We start from the raw sequence: 19,372 nt of genomic DNA on the forward strand, positions 1-19,372 counted from the left end.
GTTTGGCCGGCTTTTATCACGCACCCGTGGTGCTGACCAATGCGACACGTTTGTGCCAGCAATCCGGTCGGGTCCTTATTCGGGTTTCCCGTTGCCCGAAAGGATCTGCGCCGCACCGCGCATGCCGACACGGAACGCCTCGTCGAAGCCGACGCCGCGCACTTGCCAGGCGTAGGTCTTGCCGGCCTTCCCCAGCCGCCAGTCGGCGATCCAGCCCAACTCCTTGTCGCTCCAGACGATGCTGCCGGAAAGCGCTTGGTCGGCGCCGGCCATTTTCGCAACCGTGTCCAGCTTCGCCATGTCGGCGTCGCGCATGATCCTGTCGTCCAGCCCCGCCTTCGACAGCAGCGCTGCCGTGGGGAAGGTTACCTGCATGGCGATCGGCGCGGCGGCATTGCCGAACGACTCGCGCATCAGCACGCCGCGCTCGTCATCGGCATCGAGCGCGAAATGCCTGACGCCGCGCTCGGTCGACAAGAACACCGCCAGCCGTGGCCTTTCGGTCAGCCATGGCCTGCTGCCGAGCGAAGCCAGCACCGGATCGATCATCGCCGGGCTGTACTGGCAGTAGAGGTTGTGAGGCCGATCATACGTGCCCTGATCGTCATGGTTGGGAATGCCTTCCATGCGATCGCGGTAGCGAAAGGCCGTCACGAAGCTGCCGGCCTTGTCGCGCAGCGCCGCCATCTCCGGTTTCGCCGGCAGGCGCTGGTCGCCGGAAACCCGGACCAGAACCGCGTCGAGGCAACGTTTGAAGCCGGCCTGGCGGTTCTTCTCGTACCGACCGTTGACGATGGTCTGCGACTGGTAAAGATCGGCGAGGCTTGCCGCCAGGGTCGGTTGCAAAGCCAGGCAAATGACGATCAGCCCGATCGTCATCGGCACGAGGCGCGCAAATCCAGCCATGAGCAACACCCCATTGGAAACCCGCTACAGCTGCGCAGTCGCCGTGCGGTTCCCGGCGTTGCGGCGACAACGGCTCTTTTAGCACTAGGCTCCGGCACGAGCCAAGACGCGCTGCCGGCATGCCGGCATTGACGCGGCCATGGCCCACGCTTTAGCACTTCAGTCCCGGCGGAGCGGGGGAGGGATTCTTTCACGATGGATTTTGGCGGAGGCGACGAGATCCGCTTCGAACATCTGGGCCGGGCCGGCATCGTCACGTTGACGCGGCCGCGGGCACTCAATGCGGTCACGCACGGGATGGTCAACGCGCTCGCCAAGGCATTGCACGCTTGGGAGCGGGACTGGAGCGTCGATGTCGTCGTCGTCAAGGCCGAGGGTAGGGCGTTTTCGGCCGGCGGCGACATTCTCCACATCTATGAGGCCGGCCGGGCCGGTAAGCCGCCTGTCGAGTTCTTCGCCGACGAGTATCGGCTGAACGCCCAGATCGCGCGTTTCAAAAAACCCTATGTGGCGCTGATCGACGGCATCGTCATGGGCGGCGGCGTCGGCATCTCCTTTCATGGATCGCACCGGGTGATGACGGAAAATGCGCAGTTCGCCATGCCGGAGGTGGGTATCGGCTTTTTCCCGGATGTCGGCGCCAGCCATCTGCTGCCCGATCTTGGAGGTTCCTTCGGCATGTACCTGGCGCTGACCGGCAATCGTATCCGCTATGGCGACGCGTTGTGGTCCGGGCTGGCCACGCATACGATCAAGGCGCAGGACCAGGCTGGCTTTCTCGACCAGCTCGCCGCCACCGGCGATCCCGAATCGGTGCTGCGCGGCTTCTTCATCCCGGCGAAGCGCGAGACGGACAGGCAGGTGCTGGAGGCGATCGCCCATCACTTCGCGCAGGCGTCGCTTGCCGATATCATCGGCAGCCTGGAGCAGGCGGCAGGGAGCGATGAGTTTGCGGCAAGGACGCTGGCGACGATCCTGACGCGCTCGCCGACCAGCCTTCGTGTCGCCTGGCGCCAGATCACTGCCGGCCTGACGCTGCCGATGGATCAATGCATGAAGATGGAGTTCCGCATCCTCAACCGGATGCTCGCGGGCCACGATTTCTACGAAGGCATACGCGCCACCATCATCGAAAAGGGTTCCAAGCCGCAATGGCTGCCGGCAACCCTCGATGCGGTCGACGACGCGGATGTCGATGCCTATTTTGCCTCGCTCGGTGAACGGGAACTCGCGCTATGAGTGAGGTGACGTCCAGACGCGTCGTGCTTCAGCCTTCAGGGGTGGAGGTTATCTTCGCCTGGTTCCAGCGAATCATATCAGGATACTGCCTGCTGTTCGGTATCCTGTACTGGATCAGGCTTATCGGCTTCTATCCCGGCTCGCTGTGGCGCTTCGACCTGATGCCGGTCCACTGGCAGGTGACAGCGGTGATGCTCGCCGTGTTTTTTCCCTTTGCCGCAGCCGGCCTATGGATGCTGGCTTCCTGGGGGCCGGTGATTTGGTTCATCTGCGCCGCGACGGAGATCGTCATGTATGCCGGCTTTCCCGAACTCTTCGGCCGCCGCCCGCTCATCGTCGTCTCGCATGCGGGGGTGGCGCTGCTCTATGTCGTTTTCCGCCTCGTCATCTATCTGCAGAAGCGGTCGCCCCGGACCTGAAGCCGGCACGCGCCGCCGGCGATCCGGCGGATCGGATTTCGCCCTGAAATCATTGGCTAAATCTTTAGGTTAATTATCCTTGCTCGAGTGACCGTTCGTTAAGCGTCTTGCGAAACCTATTACCGGTAAGCTCTTGTTAGCCTTGGCGTTTAAGTCGAATTTTATGAGTATTCGATAGTGTCGCGATCAAGGTGAAAAACAAAAAATCACCAGGGCGACAAACGAGAGGCAAAGACAATGATCAATTCGCGTCCGGCGGCAAAGACCGCCAACGTTTCCGACGATCGCCGCGAGGCAATCCGTTCCCTTTACATGGAATCGCTCCAACTGGTCGAGCGCCTGCACCGCCGTCTGCTCGACGTGATCAAGGACGAGTTCGACCGCAATGGCCGTTCCGACATCAACGCCATCCAGGCGCTGCTGCTCTTCAACATCGGCAATTCGGAGCTGACTGCCGGCGAGTTGCGCTCGCGGGGCTACTATCTCGGCTCGAACGTCTCCTACAATCTCAAGAAGCTTGTCGATCTCGGCTTCATCAACCACCAGCGCTCGCGCATCGACCGTCGTTCGGTCCGCGTCTCGCTGACGCCGAAGGGCAACGAGGTGGCGGACGTGGTCGCCGGTCTCTATGAGCGCCATGTCGGCTCGATCGAGCAGGTCGGCGGCATCAACACCGACGAATTCAAGCAGATGAACCGCGCCCTCCAGCGCCTCGACCGCTTCTGGAACGACACCATCGCTTACCGGATGTAAGCCACATCCCCAATCAGAAGCCGCGCCACAGAAGCGCGGCCGCAACAGCGACCTCCAGTCAGGGCCGGTGCCGAAAAGCATCGGTCTTTTCTTCTCGTTGCGCTGGCCGAAGCAAATTGGGGGCCAAGGCCACGTTGCCGCCATATTCCAATGGAACCGAAGATGGCAGTGATGCTGTGGTGAAGACCATGAGTTCACCCGCAGCCGCGGTAGCCTTGCGCGTTTTTACACCGAGGTGATGCGGACCATGGTTGGCTAATTGTTAAGATTGCCAATTTTAGAGTGCGGGCGAGATCGCCCGATGATCAACGCAGCAAGTGTTCGAACTGCTACAAATGTCTGGAACGTCCATGAGAACCAGCCGCCGTTTCTTCCTTTCCGGAGCCTCCGCGCTCGCAGCCGCCGTTGTTGCCGGCCGCGCCAGCGCGCAGGATGTGATCGGGGACATCCTGAAGTCCTCGGCGCGCGGCAACTGGGACGATCAGTTCGACGCCCGCGCCAGCGCAGGCGGCAAGGTGGCCTCGACGCTGCCGATCTTCAGCCCGCAGACCGTGGCCTTCACCGAGCAGGCTGTGGCGCAGTACCAGAACATTGTCGGGCAGGGCGGCTGGGTCGAGGTTCCCGCGACCAAGAAACTGCAGCTCGGCGTCGACGATCCCGATGTCGTGCCGCTGCGCAAGCGCCTGATGGTCGCCGGCGACCTGTCGCAGAGCGCCGGCATCTCGACGGCCTTCGATTCCTATGTCGACTCGGCGGTCAAGCGCTTCCAATTGCGCCACGGCCTGCCGGCCGACGGAGCGCTGGGCAAATATACCTACGCGGCGATGAACGTTTCGGCGCAGATCCGGCTCGGCCAGTTGCAAACCAATCTCCAGCGATTGAAGGAGAAGGCGGGCACGCTTGGCAGCCGTTATGTGCTGGTCGATATTCCGGCAGCGCAGGTCGAGGCGGTCGAGAACGATCGCGTCGTGCTTCGCCATACCGCGATCGTCGGCAAGATCGATCGCCAGACACCGATCGTCAATTCCAAGATCAACGAGATCATCGTCAATCCATATTGGAACGCGCCGGTGTCGATCGTGCGCAAGGACATCATCCCATTGATGCGCAAGGACCCCGATTATCTCAAGAACAGCCATATTCGCCTGTTTGCGCCAGATGGCAGCGAAGTCGATCCGATGAATGTGGACTGGTCGACCGACGACGCGGCCAAGTACCGTTTCCGCCAGGATCCCGGTTCGGACAACGCCATGGCGTCGGTGAAGATCAATTTCCCGAGCCCGGACGGCGTCTACATGCACGATACGCCGCAGCAGAGCCTGTTCGGCAAGATGATGCGCTTCGATTCCTCGGGTTGCGTACGCGTGCAAAACGTGCGCGACCTCGTCACTTGGATCCTGCGCGACACGCCCGGCTGGGACCGTCAGCATTTCGAGGCTGCCATCAAGACCGGCGAAAACACGCCGGTCCAGGTCACCAACCCGGTGCCGGTGCATTTCCTCTATCTCTCGGCTTGGTCGACGGGCCCCGGCGTCGTCCAGTTCCGCGACGACATATATGGCCTCGACGGAAACAACGAGCTGCAGATCACTTCGTCGCTTTAAGCGATTGATTATTCAGGAAAAAGGCCGCTCTTGAGCGGCCTTTTTCTGTCGCCGTCGCCAAGCCGTTCACACCGCCGCTGACCTCCAACTCTGCGTAGGCGCGCTCCGGCTGGACGAAGCGCGGGCGATTGCGCATGGTCGGCAAAACTGCCGGAATCGGACCATGCAAGTTGCCGTCTTCATCCTCGTCGTGCTCGTCCTGGTGGCGCTTTCCGGTGCATTGGTGCGGCTGGTGCGGGTGCCGCTGCCGGTGCTGCAGATCGCCATGGGTGCTGCGCTGGCCTGGCCGGCGCGCGGGCTGCATGTCGAGATCGATCCGGAACTGTTCCTGCTCGTATTCATTCCGCCGCTTCTGTTCGCCGATGCCTTTGCTGCGCCCAAGCGCGAGCTTGTCGCCTTGCGTGGCCCCATCCTCGACCTTGCCATCGGACTGGTCTTCTTCACCATCGTCGGATTTGGCTACGCCTTGCATTGGCTGGTGCCCAGCATCCCGCTCGTCGTCGCTTTCGCGCTCGCCGCGGTGCTGTCGCCGACTGACGCGGTGGCGGTGTCTTCCATAGTCGACAGGAACATCGTTCCGGCGCGGCTGATGCATATATTGGAAGGCGAGTCGCTGCTCAACGACGCCTCGGGCCTAGTCATGTTCCGCTTTGCCGTGGCGGCGGCATTGACCGGCAGCTTTTCCTTCGCCGCGGCCTCGCTGAGCTTTCTCTATGCCGTGGCTGCCGGCATCCTCGCCGGCATGGCGGCGCTGTTCGTTGCCGCCAAGGCGCTGCAACTGCTCAACCGCATCGGCGGCGTGCCGGCGGAGGCGCAGGTTCTGGTCATGATCCTGGTGCCTTTCGTCTCCTATCTCGGCGCCGAGCATATCGGCGCCTCGGGCATCCTGGCGGCGGTCACCGCCGGCCTGTTGACCGGAGTTTCCGGCATGTTCCGCTTTCTCGGTGTCTCGGCGCGCATGCAGACGATGTCGCTGTGGTCGACGCTGTCCTTCGTCTTCAACGGCGCGCTCTTCATCCTGCTTGGCCTGCAATTTCCCGATATCATCCGTAAGGTGCCGCCGGAGTTGTCCAGCCGGCACTGGATCATCGAGCCGGTGCTGACAGTCCTGCTGCTGACCCTTTGCCTGATCGGCCTGCGTTTCCTGTGGATATGGATCGGCGCCATGGCGGCGCGGCTCGGCAAGCGAAAGGCCGAGCCGTTCGGCCTGCGCGTGCGGCTCGCCGGATCGGTCGCCGGCGTGCGCGGAGCGATCACGTTGGCCGGTATCCTGTCGCTGCCGCTCACCTTGCAGGACGGCTTGCCGTTCCCGGCCCGCGACGTGGTGATCTTCCTCGCCGCCGGGGTCATCATCTGCTCGCTGGCCATCGCCAGCCTCGCGCTGCCGAAGATCGCTCGCGGGCTGGTCGAACCGGGCGAGGACCCGGCAGCGGCCGAGGAGCGCCGGGCGCGGGTCGGCGTAGCCAATGCGGCGACCGCCAGGATCGAGAGCATCGCCAATGAGGCAGGCGAGGGCGGGGCCGTCGAGGCACGGCTCGCCGTTGCCGACAGCATCGTCGCCGGCTACCGGCGCCGCATCGCCGCCTCCGACGAGGCCGACGAAGCGCGTGCCGAGGCGCGCGAGGCGAGCCGTCTGGAGCTTGAACTCAGGGCGGCCGGCATAGAAGCCGAGCGCGCCGCGCTACGCGCCATGTTTCTCAGCCGCGAGATCAATGACCATACGATGCGGGCGCTGTTTTCCGAGATCACCTTGACCGAGGCTCTTCTGAAGCAGCGGCGCGACAGGAAATAACGGTTCGCCGCTCTGCTTGCCGCAATCGGGCCAGCAAATTTCGCGCCGCAAACGTGGCGAGGCGAAAACAACTGTGTTAATGGCGCGGCGAACCCAATCCTGTCACACAAAAATGTGCAGGGGTTTGGGACAACGGCATGCGCAAGACAAAACCGACCTCCGGACCTAAGGAATTCAGGCCATGGCAACAGCAGCGGCAGCGTCGAACAAATTCGAATCCTTCTTCGAAACCACGCTGGAAGATGCCGATCCGGAAATTTTCGGCGCGATCCGCAACGAACTCGGACGCCAGCGCCACGAGATCGAACTGATCGCGTCTGAGAACATCGTCTCGCGCGCCGTGCTCGAAGCGCAGGGTTCGATCATGACCAACAAATACGCCGAGGGTTATCCGGGCAAGCGCTACTATGGCGGCTGCCAGTTCGTGGACGTCGCCGAGGAGCTGGCGATCGAGCGCGCGAAAAAACTATTCGGCTGCAACTTCGCCAACGTGCAGCCCAATTCCGGCAGCCAGATGAACCAGGCGGTGTTCCTGGCTCTCTTGCAGCCGGGGGACACCTTCATGGGCCTCGACCTCAATTCCGGCGGGCATTTGACGCACGGCTCGCCAGTCAACATGAGCGGCAAATGGTTCAAGGTCGTGTCCTACGGCGTGCGTAAGGACGACCACCTGCTCGACATGGACGCCATCGAGAAGACGGCGCATGAGACGAAGCCGAAGCTGATCCTGGCCGGCGGCACCGCCTATTCGCGCATCTGGGACTGGAAGCGCTTTCGCGAGATCGCCGATGCGGTCGGCGCCTTCCTCATGGTTGATATGGCCCACATCGCCGGCCTCGTCGCCGGCGGCGTGCATCCCTCGCCGCTGCCGCATGCCCATGTGGTGACGACCACCACGCACAAGTCGCTGCGCGGCCCGCGCGGCGGCATGATCCTGTGCAACGACGAGGAGATCGCCAAGAAGATGAACTCGGCGGTGTTCCCCGGCCTGCAGGGCGGACCGCTGATGCATGTCATCGCCGCCAAGGCGGTTGCCTTCGGCGAGGCGCTGAAGCCGAGCTTCAAGCTTTATGCCGAGAGCGTCGCCGCCAACGCCAAGGCGCTGGCGTCCAGCCTACAGGAGACTGGCCTCGACATCGTGTCAGGCGGCACCGACAACCACCTGATGCTGGTCGACCTGCGCCCCAAGAATGCCACCGGCAAGCGCGCCGAGGCAGCGCTTGGGCGCGCCCACATCACTTGCAACAAGAACGGCATCCCCTTCGACCCGGAAAAGCCCTTCGTCACCTCCGGCGTGCGGCTCGGCACGCCCGCCGGCACAACGCGCGGCTTCGGCCAGGCCGAGTTCCGCGAAATAGGCAAGCTGATCGCCGAGGTGCTGGATGGCCTCAAGGCCGCCAATTCCGATGAGGGCAATGCCTCGGTCGAGGCCGCGGTCAAGGCCAAGGTCGTGGCGCTGACCGATCGATTCCCGCTCTACCCTTATCTCGGTTGACCTCGCGCCACGCGTCATCTCTTATCCGCCAGCGGCGCGCCGACCCCCGATCGATCGACGCGCCGAACTGGAGACCAGACGATGCGTAATTTCCGTCCCGCCATCCTTGGCGCCCATGGCTTGCTGGCCGTTTCCCTGACATTGCCCGGGACTGCCCTTGCGCAGACCGCCCCTGAAGTGCCCGCCACCGCTACCTTCGGCAGATGGACAACCATCGTCGATACGCTCGACACCGGGCAGGATGCGCGCAAGACCTGCGCCGCTTCGACTGCCTTTTTCGATGCCAGCGGCAATTCGGGCACGCTGACGCTGTCGATCTCGAACGGCGACGCCATGCCGCCGGACGCCTACCCGGCCATCATGCTTATTGTCGACAACCGGAACCTGCCCACTGGCAAGAAGATCGCCGCGACTTTTGGTGATCCTGGCGTCAAGGTTTCCGCCACCGTCTATTCGAACGATGCCGTCAACGGCCGTCCCAGCTGGACGGTCGACAACCAGCCCAAGACCAGTCTCGCGCTCTTGCGAGCCATGCGCAAAGTCACCTCGCTCGATGTCGCTTTCGGCAAAGAGGCTTTCGCCAGCATTTCGATGGACGGCTTCACTAAAGCCTACCGCAACCTCGGCACATCATGCGGCTTTCCGACCAAGGACGTTGCACCCTAGCCAAGCGCGCGAAGGCGGGTGCTGGCAATCTGTCTCGCGGCTCGCTATCTCTGACGCGAAAGGGTCTGCGTGCCTTGCCATCGTGGCAAAAGGCTCTAAGCCTTTTCGCCTCACCAGATTCGTGAACCCAAGGCTCTCAATGCGCTGTCCCTATTGCCAGTCCGAAGATACGCAGGTGAAGGATTCGCGCCCCGCCGAGGATGGCGCGGCGATCCGCAGGCGTCGCGTCTGCCCCGATTGCGGCGGCCGTTTCACCACCTTCGAGCGCGTGCAGTTGCGCGACCTCGTGGTGGTCAAGAAGTCGGGGCGAAAAGTGCCTTTCGACCGCGACAAGCTCTTGCGCTCCGTCGAGATCGCGGTGCGCAAGCGCAATGTCGATCCCGAGCGCATCGATCGTGCCGTGACCGGCATCGTGCGCCAGCTGGAAAGCTCCGGCGAGACCGAAGTGGCCTCGGGCGAGGTTGGGCGGCTGGTCATGGAAGCGCTGAAGTCGCTCGACGACGTCGCCTATGTTCGCTTCGCCTCGGTCTACCGCAATTTCCGCGAGGCCAAGGATTTCCATGAACTGCTGGGGGAATTGAAGGGCGACGAGGACAAGAGCGAAGAGGACGCCGGCTGAGCATGGCGGGACGCAGCGAGGCCGAACAGGCAGCCCTTGACCGCCGTTTCATGGCAGCCGCACTCAGACTGTCGCGCAGGAATGCGGGCCGGACCTCAACCAATCCTTCCGTTGGCACACTCATCGTGCGCGACGATGGCTTGGGCCCGATGATTGTCGGCACCGGCGTCACCGCTGTCGGTGGCCGCCCTCATGCCGAGACCGAGGCGCTCGCCGAAGCGGGCGAACTGGCGCGCGGCGCCGCCGCCTATGTCACGCTGGAGCCTTGCGCGCATCACGGCCGCACGCCGCCTTGCGCTAATGCACTGGTCACTGCCGGCATCGCGCGCGTCGTTGGCGCCGCCAGCGACCCCGATCCGCGCGTGTCGGGCCAAGGCTACGCGATCCTGCGCACCGCGGGCGTCGAGGTTGTGGAGAATGTCCTGGCGGCGGAGGCCGCCGAGCAGATGGCCGGCTATCTCATTCGATCGCTTAGGAAACGGCCGGAAGTGACTCTCAAGCTAGCGCTTTCCAGCGACGGCAAGATCGGCATGGAAGGGGCTGGGCAGGTGTCGATCACAGGCGACATTGCGCGCCGTGAAGTCTATCTAATGCGCGCCGAGGCTGATGCCATCCTGATCGGCATTGGCACGGCGCTGGAGGACGACCCGGCGCTGACGGTGCGCTTGCCCGGACTGGAGAACCGGTCGCCGGCGCGCATTGTGCTCGACAGGCAGATCAGGCTGCCTGAGACTTCGAAACTGGTATCCGGTGTCGACCGGGTGCCGCTCTACGTCGCGGCTTGTCTGGAAGCGGATCCTCTGCGGCGGGCAACGCTCGAACGCGCCGGCGTGCGTTTCATCGGCACCGAGACGCATGAAGGCGGCGTGGCGCTGCCGGAACTGCTCGAGGATCTTGCCGCGCTCGGCATGGCCAGCGTGCTGGTCGAAGGCGGAGCCAGGGTGGCCAGCGCCTTCCTGTCGGAAGGCCTGGTCGACCGCATCGTGCTGTTCCGGGGGCCGGCGGCGATCGGCAAGGGGGGCATTGCATCGCCCATCGATGCCAACCATGTCCCAGCGGGATTTCGCAAACTGCGCGAGATGCGGTTCGGCGAGGACAGCTACGCCGAGTGGATAAGAGACTTTTAGGATCAACACCGATGTTTACCGGCATTGTTACAGACATAGGTACCGTCGCGGCCGTCAAGCCGCTGCGGGAAGGCGTGGGATTGCGTATCGACACCGCCTATGATCCCGAAACCATCGCCATCGGCGCCTCGATATCATGCGGCGGCGTTTGCCTTACCGTGACGGCCTTGCCCGACAGCGGCTCGAACGCGCGCTGGTTCGAAGTCGAGGCCTGGGAGGAGGCGCTCCGGTTGACGACGGCGATGGGCTGGAAATCGGGCACGCGGATCAATCTGGAGCGGGCGTTGAAGATCGGCGACGAGCTTGGCGGCCACATCGTGTCGGGCCATGTCGACGGGACCGCCGAGATCGTCGAGCGCAAGGACGAGGGCGATGCGGTGCGCTTCACGCTGGAAGCGTCGCGCGAGCTGGCGAAGTTCATCGCGCCGAAAGGCTCCGTCGCGCTCGACGGCACCTCGCTCACCGTCAACAAGGTGGAAGGCACCCGCTTCGACGTGCTTCTGATCCACCATTCGCTGACCGTCACCACCTGGGGTGAGCGCAAGGTCGGCGACCGCGTCAATCTCGAGATCGATACCATGGCCCGCTATGCGGCGCGCCTGGCGGAAGCGGCGAAAGAGGGGCTTTGAGCCACTTGAAATTGCCGGCCATTGGCCGTACACTGTCTTCGGGAGAAAGATGATGACAGCACATGCTCACCCAACTCGCAGCCGTGTCCGTGGCGAACGCCTGGAGGCACGTATTACGGCCGACCAGAAGAGTCTTATCGAACACGCCGCCGCCCTTCAGGGCCGGACAGTGACAGATTTTGTGCTGACCAGTGTCCAAGAAGCAGCCACCCGAGCCATCGAGGAGCATCAGCGCCTCGATCTTTCCGTCCGCGACAGTCGCGCCTTCGTCGATGCTTTGATCAATCCGCAACCCGTGAATGATCGTCTGCGCGAAACGGTGCGCCGCTATCGTCAAGCCACTGGTACCTGAAGGTGAGCAGTTCGGCCGGAAGTACTCTTCGGGTCGAAGTGCTTGGTCTCCAGCACGACAGGGCATCCTTCGAGAGCGGCGTAGAGGCGCTCGATCGGTATCTCAGGGTGCAGGCTGGGCAGGATGCGCGCAAGAACATCGCGGCACCCTTTGTTCTTGTTTTGCCGGACGGAACTGTGGCCGGGTATTACACGCTGTCCGCAACCGCCGTAGCTATCGGCGATTGGCCTGCCCAAACCGTTCGCAAGCTGCCCCGCTACCCACTCATTCCGGCCACGTTACTGGGACGTCTTGCCGTCGACCGGCGGTATCGGGGACAGGGCTACGGCCGCTATCTCCTGGCCGACGCTCTGTCGCGTTGCCTCAAGAACGAGATAGCTTCGTTTGCCGTTGTGGTCGATGCCATGGATGAAGACGCACGCGGTTTCTACCAACGCGAAAGTTTTCTGCCATTCCCGGATCAGTCGATGAAGCTCTTTCGGCCGATGGCCGACATCGCAGAGCTGTTCGAATGAGATGACTGGGGTGGAAAGGAGAAACTCCAAACAGCAGGAGCGCCTCCGCGGGAAGCCTTGGTCGATATAGATGCAGGCCGTTGGTAGATCACGAAGCCATTGTTGTCTGGACTGAGAGCCTGAGGCAATCTTGTGCTTGCGATCAATCCGGCTTCGGCCTAAGTCACCGGCGATCCCGGAGACATTTATGGCTGGCACATCCCAACACGGCAAAGCGTTCATTCGCCCGAAGAAGAAGGCCCACCTTCTCGTTATCGAGGCACGCTTCCACGACGATCTTGCCGACGCGCTGCTCGAAGGCGCGACGAGCGCGCTTGACGAAGCGGGTGCGACCTACGACGTCGTCACCGTTCCAGGTTCGCTCGAAATTCCCGCCGTCATTACCTTCGCGCTGGACGGCGCGGCGGAAGGCGGCATGAACTATGACGGCTTCGTCGCGCTTGGCACCGTCGTCCGCGGGGACACCTATCACTTCGATATCGTCGCCAATGAATCCAGCCGCGCACTGATGGACCTGTCCGTGCAGGACTCGGTCTGTATCGGCAACGGCATCCTGACCACGGAAAACGACGCGCAGGCCTGGACGCGAGCCAAGCGTTCGGAGGGCGACAAGGGTGGCTTTGCCGCGCGCGCGGCGCTGACCATGATCGCGCTCAAGGAACGACTGGGAGCGCGATCGTGAGCGACCCCGCTTCGCCCGGACAGCCCACGGTGCGCCACGCCAACAAGCGCGGCGCGGCGCGGCTTGCCGCCGTGCAGGCCCTCTATCAGATGGATGTCGCCGGCAGCGGCGTCTTCGAGATCACTGCCGAATACGAAGCGTTTCGCCTTGGCAAGGAAGTCGATGGCGCGCTTTACCGCGAGGCGGATGCCCAATGGTTCCGCGCCATCCTCACCGGTGTCGTCGAGGACCAGAAAACCATCGATCCGGTTATCCGCCAGGCGCTGACCGATGACTGGCCGCTGTCGCGCCTCGATTCGACACTGCGCGCAATCCTGCGCGCCGGTGTCTACGAACTGATGAAGCGCGAAGACGTGCCGGTGGCGGTGATCGTTTCCGAATACGTCGATATCGCCAAGGCTTTCTACGAGGAAGACGAGCCGAAGCTGGTCAACGCCGTGCTCGATCGCGTCTCCCGTCGGGTGCGTGGCGAGGGACGCGGCAAGGACGCTTCATGACGGCGGTCGCCATCGAGGCGGCCAGGGAGGCGAGGCGCACCGCGTTGATCCTCGCCGCCTCGCAGGCGATCATCGGTTCGGCAGCGCCCATCGCCATCTCCATGGGCGCGCTTGCCGGTCAATATCTGCTCGGCCCGGACAAGTCGCTGGCGACGGCGCCGATCACCGGCTTCAATCTCGGCGTGGCACTCGGTGCGCTGCCGGCGGCGGCCATCATCCGCGCCATGGGCCAGCGCGGCGGCTTCGTGACCGGTACGATCGTCACCGCGCTTGGCGGTCTGGTTGCGACGCTGGCACTCTTCCATGGCAGTTTTTGGCTGTTTGCCTTCGGCCTGACGGTGATCGGTGTCGGTGGCGCCTTCGTCCAGCAGTTCCGCTTTGCCGCCGCCGACAATGCGCCGCCGCAGTTCAAGGCGCGCGCCATCTCCTTCGTGCTGGCGGGCGGCATCATCACCGCCATTCTCGGACCGCAGATCGTCATCTTCACCCGCGAGTTGTTCGCACCGGTGATGTTTGCCGGTTCGTTCGCATCCATCCTGGTGCTAGCCGCCGTCGGCGCGGCGATCCTGTCATTGCTGCGCCTGCCGGCGAGGGCCGCCGCCGGCGGAACGGAAATTGCCGGCAGCGATGCCCGGCCCTTGGCCGAGATCGTCACGCAGCCGCGTTTCGTCGCGGCACTCTTCTGCGCGGTCGGCAGCTATGCCCTGATGAGCTTCGTCATGACCGGCGCGCCGCTCGCCATGGTCGGCTGCGGCCTGTCGGAGGACGATGCGACGCTCGGCATTTCGTGGCATGTCATGGCAATGTTCGGGCCGAGCTTCTTCACCGGATCGCTGATTCATCGCTTCGGTGCTGAACGCATTGTCGCTGTCGGCCTCCTGCTGCTGATCGGCTGTGCGGTCGTCGCGCTGTCCGGCTTGGCGCTATGGCAATTCTGGACGGCGCTGATCCTGCTCGGCCTCGGCTGGAATTTCGGCTTCATCGGCGCCACGGCCATGGTCGCGGCAAGCTACCGGCCTTCCGAAAAGGGCAAGGTGCAGGGGTTCCACGACTTCGTCCTGTTCGGCTCCGTGGCCTGCGCCTCGCTGATGTCGGGCATGGTCTACAATGCCTGGGGCTGGACCATGCTGAACTGGATGATCTTTCCCGTCACCGTGCTATGCTTCGTCGCGCTCGGCGCGCTGAGGATTGCGAGCTTGCGTCTGGCTTGACGCCCAATTTGAATCTATGCGTCCGGCGGCAGAACCTGAAGCACTCGCGCAATGAACATGTGAAACTCAGCCATGTAGTTGCGCAGGAAGTCCTCAGTGGATTCGACCGTCACCTCGCCGTCGTCGGTGATCAGCCCCGGCGTGAACTGTATGTAGGCTTCAGGCGCGTTCATCTGGGGCGAATTGCAGAAACTCAGAACGCTTCGAAGGCTTTGTTGGGCGACGGCGGTCGCGATGGCGCCCGGCGATGTTCCGATGACAGCCGACGGTTTGCGCGCGAACGAATTCTTGCCGTAGGGCCGACTGGCCCAGTCGATTGCGTTCTTCAATCCTCCAGGGATCGAGCGGTTGTACTCCGGGGTGACGAACAATACGGCCTGGACGGAGGCGATCGCCTTTTTGAAATCCCGGGCTGCCGGTGGGAAGTCGGCGTCATAGTCGTAGCTGTACAGTGGCAGATCCTTGAAGGCGATTTCGGTCATGTCGAGTTCGGGAGGGGCAAGTTGAACGAGCGCCTTCGCGAGCTTGCGGTTGATGGATTCCCGGGCAAGACTGCCGATGAGGTAACCGACTTTGTGTATGGCCATGACACGCTCTCCGTGTTTGCCACCCGCACCCTCACCGCATTATCCGCCAGATGGCAGCAGATCGCCAGCGTCGCGTCGCAATTGGCCTTCCGAACAAAAATATTGCGTCTGTACCACTTGTTATGAAACCGTGTGCCCCGACGAGACGTTGGAGCCGTGCTCATATGCGGCACCGAATTCCGGTTCACAGCAAGGGATTTTCACAATGTTTTCAATCAAGCTTCTGGCTGGCGCGGCGCTCGCGCTCGGCATCACGGCGGCATCGGCGAATGCTCAGGTGGTTGTGTCCTCAAAGATCGACACCGAGGGCGGCGTGCTAGGCAATATCATCCAGCTCGTCCTCAACGCCAACAACATCAAGACCACTGACCGCATCCAGCTCGGCGGCACGCCGGTGGTGCGCAAGGCGATCACCGCCGGCGAGATCGACATCTATCCCGAATACACCGGCAATGCCGCCTTCTTCTTCGAGAAGACCGACGACCCGGGTTGGAAGGACGCCGCCAAGGCGTATGAGACGGCCAAGAAGCTCGATTACGACGCCAACAAGATCGTCTGGCTGTCGCCGTCGCCGGCCAACAACACCTGGGCGATCGCACTGCGCAAGGAGGTGGCCGAAACCAACAAGCTCGCCACCCTGTCCGATTTCGGCAAATATGTCGCCGGCGGCGGCAAGGTGGTGCTCGCGGCCTCGGCCGAGTTCGTCAATTCAGCCGCGGCCCTGCCGGCGTTCCAGACCACCTACGGCTTCACGTTGAAGCCTGACCAGTTGATCACGCTCTCCGGCGGCGACACGGCCGCGACCATCGCGGCGGCAGCCAACCAGACCAATGGCGCCAACGCCGCCATGGTCTACGGCACTGACGGCGGCATCGCGCCCTCCGGGCTGGTCGTGCTCGACGACGACAAGGGCGTGCAGCCGGTCTACCAGCCGGCGCCGATCATCCGCGAGGCGGTGCTGAAGGAGCATCCCGAGATCGAGACGTTGTTGAAGCCGGTCTTCGCCAAGCTCGACCTCATCACGCTGCAGGAACTCAACGGCCGCGTCCAGGTCGGCGGAGAGCCGGTCAAGGGTGTGGCGGAAGACTTTTTGAAGAAGAATGGGTTCTTGAAGTAGTCAGCGCTTAGCTGACCGTGATGCTGGTGCGAGGCGCCCCCCTCTGGAAGCTGCCGATCTCCCCCCTTGCGGGGGAGATGTCCGGCAGGACAGAGGGGGGTGCTGTCCCGCCGACCTCTCAACTCGTCACAGCTGCGCGCTCGGACAGGACCGTTTTCGAACAAGCCGACGCTCGAAAGTTGGCGATCCTTCACACCCCCCTCTGGCCTGCCGGCCATCTCCCCCGCAAGGGGGGAGATCGGAAATCGCGTCGGCTTTCGCCAGTCGCCAGCCAACTGTGTACCTCGTGGCAGATTTCCCCCTTTGAGGGGCAGCCATGACCCTCCGCTTCGACAAGCTCGGCGTGGTCATCGCTGCGATCGCTGCCTATGCGGCTTTCGTAGCACCCTTCGCCACGTTCCGCGCCAATCGCATCGTGCCCGGCCAGGCGCGCTCGATCGTAGAGGCACTTCCGGCAATGGCCGGCCCGCTGCTTTTGGCCATCGTTGTCGCAGCCGCGCTTGTCGCGCTGCTGAAAACGCCGCTCGTCCTGCGCCTTGCCGCCAGCGTGATCACGCTGGCGGCTCTCGCGCTGTTGATCGGCGTCACCGGGACATTCCTGACCCCGGCAGGCAATACCTTCGCGCGCGTTTCGCCGGCCTCCGGGTTTTGGCTGCTGATCTTTGCCTTTACCCTCCTGCTGGCCGACGTGCTGACGAGAATGAACCTGTCTCCCTGGTCACGTGTCGGCGTGCTTGTCGTTGCCGCGCTCGCCATCGGGCTGCTGCTCATATCGGGATCCTGGGACAGCCTTTCGATCCTCAAGGAATATTTCAACCGTGCCGACAGTTTCTGGGCCGAGGGCGCCAAACATGTCACGCTGGCGCTTGGTTCGCTGGCGGCGGCGGTGATACTGGGCCTGCCGCTTGGCATCCTGTGTCATCGCGTCGAGCGCCTGCGCGCCGGCGTGCTCAACGTGCTCAACATCGTCCAGACCATTCCCTCGATCGCGCTGTTCGGCCTGCTGATCGCACCGCTCGGCTGGGTGGCGGCGCATGTGCCGGGAGCGGCCGCGCTCGGTATCCGCGGCATCGGAACGGCACCTGCGTTCGTGGCGCTGTTCCTCTATTCGCTGCTGCCGGTCGTCGCCAATACCGTGGTCGGCCTTGCCGGTGTGCCGCGTGCCGCCAATGACGCGGCGCGCGGCATGGGCATGACCGATCGCCAACGCCTGTTCGGCGTCGAGTTTCCGCTGGCCTTCCCGGTGATCCTCACCGGCATCCGCATCGTGCTTGTGCAGAACATCGGCCTCGCCACCATCGCTGCCCTGATCGGCGGCGGCGGCTTCGGCGTGTTCGTGTTCCAGGGCGTCGGCCAGACCGCGATGGACCTGGTGCTGCTTGGCGCCGTGCCGACGGTCGCGCTCGCCTTCGCTGCTGCCATCATTCTCGACGCGGTGATCGAAATGACCTCAACCAAGCGCAGGGCGGACCCCGCATGATCGAGATCGAAGGCATTACCAAGCGCTACGATGCGACCACGGTGGTCGATGAAGTCTCGATGATCATCGAGCCCCGCACCCTTTGCGTCATCGTCGGCACCTCGGGCTCCGGCAAGACGACGCTGCTTCGCATGATCAACCGGCTGGTCGAGCCGACTTCCGGCGTCATCAAGCTCGACGGCGCCGACAACCGCTCGGTGCCCGGCTACGAGCTGCGGCGCAGCATCGGCTACGCCATCCAGGGCCACGGCCTGTTCCCGCACCGAACGGTGGCGCAGAACATAGCCACCGTGCCGGTGCTGCTTGGCTGGGACAAGGATCGCATCAAGGCCCGTGTCGACGAACTGATGACGCTCTACCAGCTCGACCCGCAGGCCTACGGGCCGCGCTATCCGCACGAGCTCTCCGGCGGCCAGCAACAGCGCGTCGGCGTCGCCCGCGCGCTCGCGGCCGAACCCAACGTGCTGTTGATGGACGAGCCGTTCGGCGCGCTTGACCCCATAATCCGCACCAAGGCGCAGGAAGACCTTCTTGCGATCCAGAGGCGCTTCGGCACCACCATCATCCTCGTCACCCACGACATGGAAGAGGCCGTGCATATGGGCGACAAGATCGCCGTCATGGATGCCGGCAAGCTGGTACAATATGCCAGGCCGGCGGAGATACTGGCGAGGCCGGCCAGCGGCTTCGTCGAGACCCTGGTCGGCGCCAGCGAAAAACCGTTTCGGCTGCTGTCGCTCGGCCGCGTGCGCGACGCAGTCGAAAAGGGCGCGGCGGAAGGTGAGGCGATTCCTGGCGACGCCAGCCAGCGCGACGCGCTGGCCGAACTTCTCTGGTCCGGCCGCCCGGCGCTGCCGGTCAAGGATGCCGACGGCAAGCCGCTCGGTCGCGTTACCGTCGACGGCTTGGTGAAGCGTGCGGCGAGGCCGGCATGAAAGCCTGGCTGCCGTTGCTGCTCAGGCTTGCGCTGGTGGTGCTGCTGGTCGCTTTCGTCACCAGTCCCGGCTGGTTCGAGCCGCTGCTCAAGCCGCTGACCGAGAACGGCGCGCCGGTGATCTACAATCAGGGTAGCCTGCTGACGCTGATGCTGCTGCACCTGCGCACCGTGCTGATCGCCACGCTCGCCGCCACCATCGTGGCGGTCGCGCTCGCCATCCTGGTCACCAGGCCTGCCGGCGCCGAATTCCTGCCGCTGTCACGCAGCCTGGTCAATATCGGCCAGACTTTCCCGCCGGTGGCGGTGCTGGCGCTTGCCGTGCCGGCGGTCGGGTTCGGCGAGAAGCCGACGCTGATCGCATTGTTCCTCTATGGTCTGCTGCCGATCTTCGAGAACGCGCTGACCGGCCTGACGACGTTGCCCGGCAATGTCATGGAAGCGGCGCGCGGTGCCGGCATGACCGGTTGGCAAAGGCTGCTGAAGGTCGAATTGCCGCTCAGCGCGCCGGTCATCCTCGGCGGCATAAGGCTGTCGGTGGTTATCAGCCTGGCCACCGCCACCATTGGCTCGACGGTTGCAGCGAAGACATTGGGCGAGGTGATCATTGCCGGGCTCTTGTCCAACAATCTCGCTTTCATCTTGCAGGGCGGCCTGATCGTCGCCGCCTTGGCCGTGCTGATCTATGATGGGTTGTCGGCGGTCGAACGCTATGCCGCGCGGCGCATGGGGCGCCAGGCCGAGTAGG

22 protein-coding genes are annotated in these 19,372 nt (G+C 63.6%); 20 read left to right on the forward strand and 2 right to left on the reverse strand.

Features of this window, described 5'->3' with window-relative positions:
• Window positions 1-75: 75 nt before the first annotated feature.
• Window positions 76-906, reverse strand: a complete 831-nt coding sequence (locus tag FJ426_RS18280) for a DUF2066 domain-containing protein (protein WP_140560571.1) — start codon at window positions 904-906, stop codon at window positions 76-78.
• 195 nt (window positions 907-1,101) lie between these two features.
• Here FJ426_RS18280 and FJ426_RS18285 point away from each other — a divergent pair, with 195 nt between their 5' ends.
• The 15 genes from FJ426_RS18285 to FJ426_RS18355 all read left to right on the forward strand — a co-directional run bounded on the left by FJ426_RS18285 (window position 1,102) and on the right by FJ426_RS18355 (window position 14,506).
• Window positions 1,102-2,145, forward strand: coding sequence for an enoyl-CoA hydratase/isomerase family protein (locus FJ426_RS18285; protein WP_140494054.1), 1,044 nt, complete (start codon window positions 1,102-1,104; stop codon window positions 2,143-2,145).
• The gene (locus tag FJ426_RS18290; RefSeq protein WP_140557009.1) at window positions 2,142-2,564 is read left to right on the forward strand and encodes a DUF6163 family protein; all 423 of its coding nucleotides are present in this window, start codon (window positions 2,142-2,144) and stop codon (window positions 2,562-2,564) included. The genes FJ426_RS18285 and FJ426_RS18290 overlap by 4 nt, the downstream gene beginning before the upstream one ends.
• A gap of 237 nt (window positions 2,565-2,801) precedes the next feature.
• A complete protein-coding gene (locus tag FJ426_RS18295) occupies window positions 2,802-3,317 on the forward strand; it encodes a winged helix DNA-binding protein (RefSeq protein ID WP_013896002.1) in 516 nt (171 codons plus the stop codon).
• Window positions 3,318-3,667: 350 nt separating this feature from the next.
• Entirely contained in the window at window positions 3,668-4,921 is a 1,254-nt protein-coding gene (locus FJ426_RS18300) for a murein L,D-transpeptidase (RefSeq protein WP_140494050.1), read from the forward strand.
• Window positions 4,922-5,084: 163 nt separating this feature from the next.
• A complete protein-coding gene (locus tag FJ426_RS18305; RefSeq protein WP_140560572.1) occupies window positions 5,085-6,713 on the forward strand; it encodes a Na+/H+ antiporter in 1,629 nt (542 codons plus the stop codon).
• Window positions 6,714-6,894: 181 nt separating this feature from the next.
• On the forward strand, window positions 6,895-8,208 hold the full coding sequence (gene glyA, locus FJ426_RS18310) for a serine hydroxymethyltransferase (RefSeq protein WP_140560573.1): 1,314 nt from the start codon (window positions 6,895-6,897) through the stop codon (window positions 8,206-8,208).
• Window positions 8,209-8,289: 81 nt separating this feature from the next.
• Window positions 8,290-8,874 (forward strand): hypothetical protein, encoded by a 585-nt coding sequence (locus FJ426_RS18315; protein WP_140560574.1) that lies wholly within the window; start codon window positions 8,290-8,292, stop codon window positions 8,872-8,874.
• Between the two features lie 139 nt (window positions 8,875-9,013).
• The gene (gene nrdR / locus FJ426_RS18320; protein WP_010915593.1) at window positions 9,014-9,493 is read left to right on the forward strand and encodes a transcriptional regulator NrdR; all 480 of its coding nucleotides are present in this window, start codon (window positions 9,014-9,016) and stop codon (window positions 9,491-9,493) included.
• Window positions 9,494-9,495: 2 nt separating this feature from the next.
• Window positions 9,496-10,620 (forward strand): bifunctional diaminohydroxyphosphoribosylaminopyrimidine deaminase/5-amino-6-(5-phosphoribosylamino)uracil reductase RibD, encoded by a 1,125-nt coding sequence (ribD, locus tag FJ426_RS18325; RefSeq protein ID WP_140560575.1) that lies wholly within the window; start codon window positions 9,496-9,498, stop codon window positions 10,618-10,620.
• An 11-nt stretch (window positions 10,621-10,631) separates the two neighbouring features.
• Window positions 10,632-11,249 carry a riboflavin synthase gene (locus FJ426_RS18330; protein ID WP_140556999.1) on the forward strand — a complete coding sequence of 206 codons (618 nt, stop codon included), beginning with the start codon at window positions 10,632-10,634 and terminating at the stop codon, window positions 11,247-11,249.
• A gap of 49 nt (window positions 11,250-11,298) precedes the next feature.
• Complete coding sequence (locus FJ426_RS18335) at window positions 11,299-11,601, forward strand: DUF1778 domain-containing protein (RefSeq protein ID WP_140556998.1); 303 nt, start codon at window positions 11,299-11,301, stop codon at window positions 11,599-11,601.
• A gap of 2 nt (window positions 11,602-11,603) precedes the next feature.
• On the forward strand, window positions 11,604-12,116 hold the full coding sequence (locus FJ426_RS18340; protein ID WP_140556996.1) for a GNAT family N-acetyltransferase: 513 nt from the start codon (window positions 11,604-11,606) through the stop codon (window positions 12,114-12,116).
• Between the two features lie 187 nt (window positions 12,117-12,303).
• Complete coding sequence (gene ribH / locus FJ426_RS18345; RefSeq protein ID WP_140494037.1) at window positions 12,304-12,798, forward strand: 6,7-dimethyl-8-ribityllumazine synthase; 495 nt, start codon at window positions 12,304-12,306, stop codon at window positions 12,796-12,798.
• A complete protein-coding gene (gene nusB / locus FJ426_RS18350) occupies window positions 12,795-13,295 on the forward strand; it encodes a transcription antitermination factor NusB (RefSeq protein ID WP_140494035.1) in 501 nt (166 codons plus the stop codon). Before ribH ends, nusB begins: the two co-directional genes overlap by 4 nt.
• Window positions 13,292-14,506, forward strand: coding sequence for an MFS transporter (locus tag FJ426_RS18355; protein ID WP_140521779.1), 1,215 nt, complete (start codon window positions 13,292-13,294; stop codon window positions 14,504-14,506). Before nusB ends, FJ426_RS18355 begins: the two co-directional genes overlap by 4 nt.
• A 14-nt stretch (window positions 14,507-14,520) precedes the next feature.
• Here the strand turns inward: FJ426_RS18355 and FJ426_RS18360 are convergent, their stop codons facing one another.
• Window positions 14,521-15,093 (reverse strand): NADPH-dependent FMN reductase, encoded by a 573-nt coding sequence (locus FJ426_RS18360; protein ID WP_140494031.1) that lies wholly within the window; start codon window positions 15,091-15,093, stop codon window positions 14,521-14,523.
• Between FJ426_RS18360 and FJ426_RS31415 the strand changes: the two genes are divergently transcribed.
• From FJ426_RS31415 to FJ426_RS18385, 5 genes are all read left to right on the forward strand, one after another.
• Complete coding sequence (locus tag FJ426_RS31415; RefSeq protein WP_181165181.1) at window positions 15,010-15,219, forward strand: hypothetical protein; 210 nt, start codon at window positions 15,010-15,012, stop codon at window positions 15,217-15,219. The two genes, FJ426_RS18360 and FJ426_RS31415, sit on opposite strands and share 84 nt — an antisense overlap.
• Before the next feature lie 79 nt (window positions 15,220-15,298).
• Entirely contained in the window at window positions 15,299-16,210 is a 912-nt protein-coding gene (locus FJ426_RS18365; protein WP_140560577.1) for an ABC transporter substrate-binding protein, read from the forward strand.
• Window positions 16,211-16,526: 316 nt separating this feature from the next.
• Entirely contained in the window at window positions 16,527-17,690 is a 1,164-nt protein-coding gene (locus FJ426_RS18375) for an ABC transporter permease (RefSeq protein ID WP_140556991.1), read from the forward strand.
• Window positions 17,687-18,625: an ABC transporter ATP-binding protein gene (locus tag FJ426_RS18380; protein WP_140515705.1), complete on the forward strand. Its 939-nt coding sequence runs from the start codon at window positions 17,687-17,689 to the stop codon at window positions 18,623-18,625. Before FJ426_RS18375 ends, FJ426_RS18380 begins: the two co-directional genes overlap by 4 nt.
• Window positions 18,622-19,371: an ABC transporter permease gene (locus FJ426_RS18385; RefSeq protein ID WP_140494023.1), complete on the forward strand. Its 750-nt coding sequence runs from the start codon at window positions 18,622-18,624 to the stop codon at window positions 19,369-19,371. The genes FJ426_RS18380 and FJ426_RS18385 overlap by 4 nt, the downstream gene beginning before the upstream one ends.
• Window position 19,372 lies beyond the last annotated feature (1 nt).

This window comes from Mesorhizobium sp. B2-6-4 (genome assembly GCF_006441495.1).
In the GTDB taxonomy this organism is placed as follows: domain Bacteria; phylum Pseudomonadota; class Alphaproteobacteria; order Rhizobiales; family Rhizobiaceae; genus Mesorhizobium.

Coding starts and splice junctions, on each gene's coding strand:
- FJ426_RS18280 (WP_140560571.1), bottom strand. CDS start 906: ATGGCTGGATTTGCGCGCCTCGTGCCGATGACGATCGGGCTGATCGTC.
- FJ426_RS18285 (WP_140494054.1), top strand. CDS start 1,102: ATGGATTTTGGCGGAGGCGACGAGATCCGCTTCGAACATCTGGGCCGG.
- FJ426_RS18290 (WP_140557009.1), top strand. CDS start 2,142: ATGAGTGAGGTGACGTCCAGACGCGTCGTGCTTCAGCCTTCAGGGGTG.
- FJ426_RS18295 (WP_013896002.1), top strand. CDS start 2,802: ATGATCAATTCGCGTCCGGCGGCAAAGACCGCCAACGTTTCCGACGAT.
- FJ426_RS18300 (WP_140494050.1), top strand. CDS start 3,668: ATGAGAACCAGCCGCCGTTTCTTCCTTTCCGGAGCCTCCGCGCTCGCA.
- FJ426_RS18305 (WP_140560572.1), top strand. CDS start 5,085: ATGCAAGTTGCCGTCTTCATCCTCGTCGTGCTCGTCCTGGTGGCGCTT.
- glyA (WP_140560573.1), top strand. CDS start 6,895: ATGGCAACAGCAGCGGCAGCGTCGAACAAATTCGAATCCTTCTTCGAA.
- FJ426_RS18315 (WP_140560574.1), top strand. CDS start 8,290: ATGCGTAATTTCCGTCCCGCCATCCTTGGCGCCCATGGCTTGCTGGCC.
- nrdR (WP_010915593.1), top strand. CDS start 9,014: ATGCGCTGTCCCTATTGCCAGTCCGAAGATACGCAGGTGAAGGATTCG.
- ribD (WP_140560575.1), top strand. CDS start 9,496: ATGGCGGGACGCAGCGAGGCCGAACAGGCAGCCCTTGACCGCCGTTTC.
- FJ426_RS18330 (WP_140556999.1), top strand. CDS start 10,632: ATGTTTACCGGCATTGTTACAGACATAGGTACCGTCGCGGCCGTCAAG.
- FJ426_RS18335 (WP_140556998.1), top strand. CDS start 11,299: ATGATGACAGCACATGCTCACCCAACTCGCAGCCGTGTCCGTGGCGAA.
- ribH (WP_140494037.1), top strand. CDS start 12,304: ATGGCTGGCACATCCCAACACGGCAAAGCGTTCATTCGCCCGAAGAAG.
- FJ426_RS18355 (WP_140521779.1), top strand. CDS start 13,292: ATGACGGCGGTCGCCATCGAGGCGGCCAGGGAGGCGAGGCGCACCGCG.
- FJ426_RS18360 (WP_140494031.1), bottom strand. CDS start 15,093: ATGGCCATACACAAAGTCGGTTACCTCATCGGCAGTCTTGCCCGGGAA.
- FJ426_RS18365 (WP_140560577.1), top strand. CDS start 15,299: ATGTTTTCAATCAAGCTTCTGGCTGGCGCGGCGCTCGCGCTCGGCATC.
- FJ426_RS18375 (WP_140556991.1), top strand. CDS start 16,527: ATGACCCTCCGCTTCGACAAGCTCGGCGTGGTCATCGCTGCGATCGCT.
- FJ426_RS18380 (WP_140515705.1), top strand. CDS start 17,687: ATGATCGAGATCGAAGGCATTACCAAGCGCTACGATGCGACCACGGTG.
- FJ426_RS18385 (WP_140494023.1), top strand. CDS start 18,622: ATGAAAGCCTGGCTGCCGTTGCTGCTCAGGCTTGCGCTGGTGGTGCTG.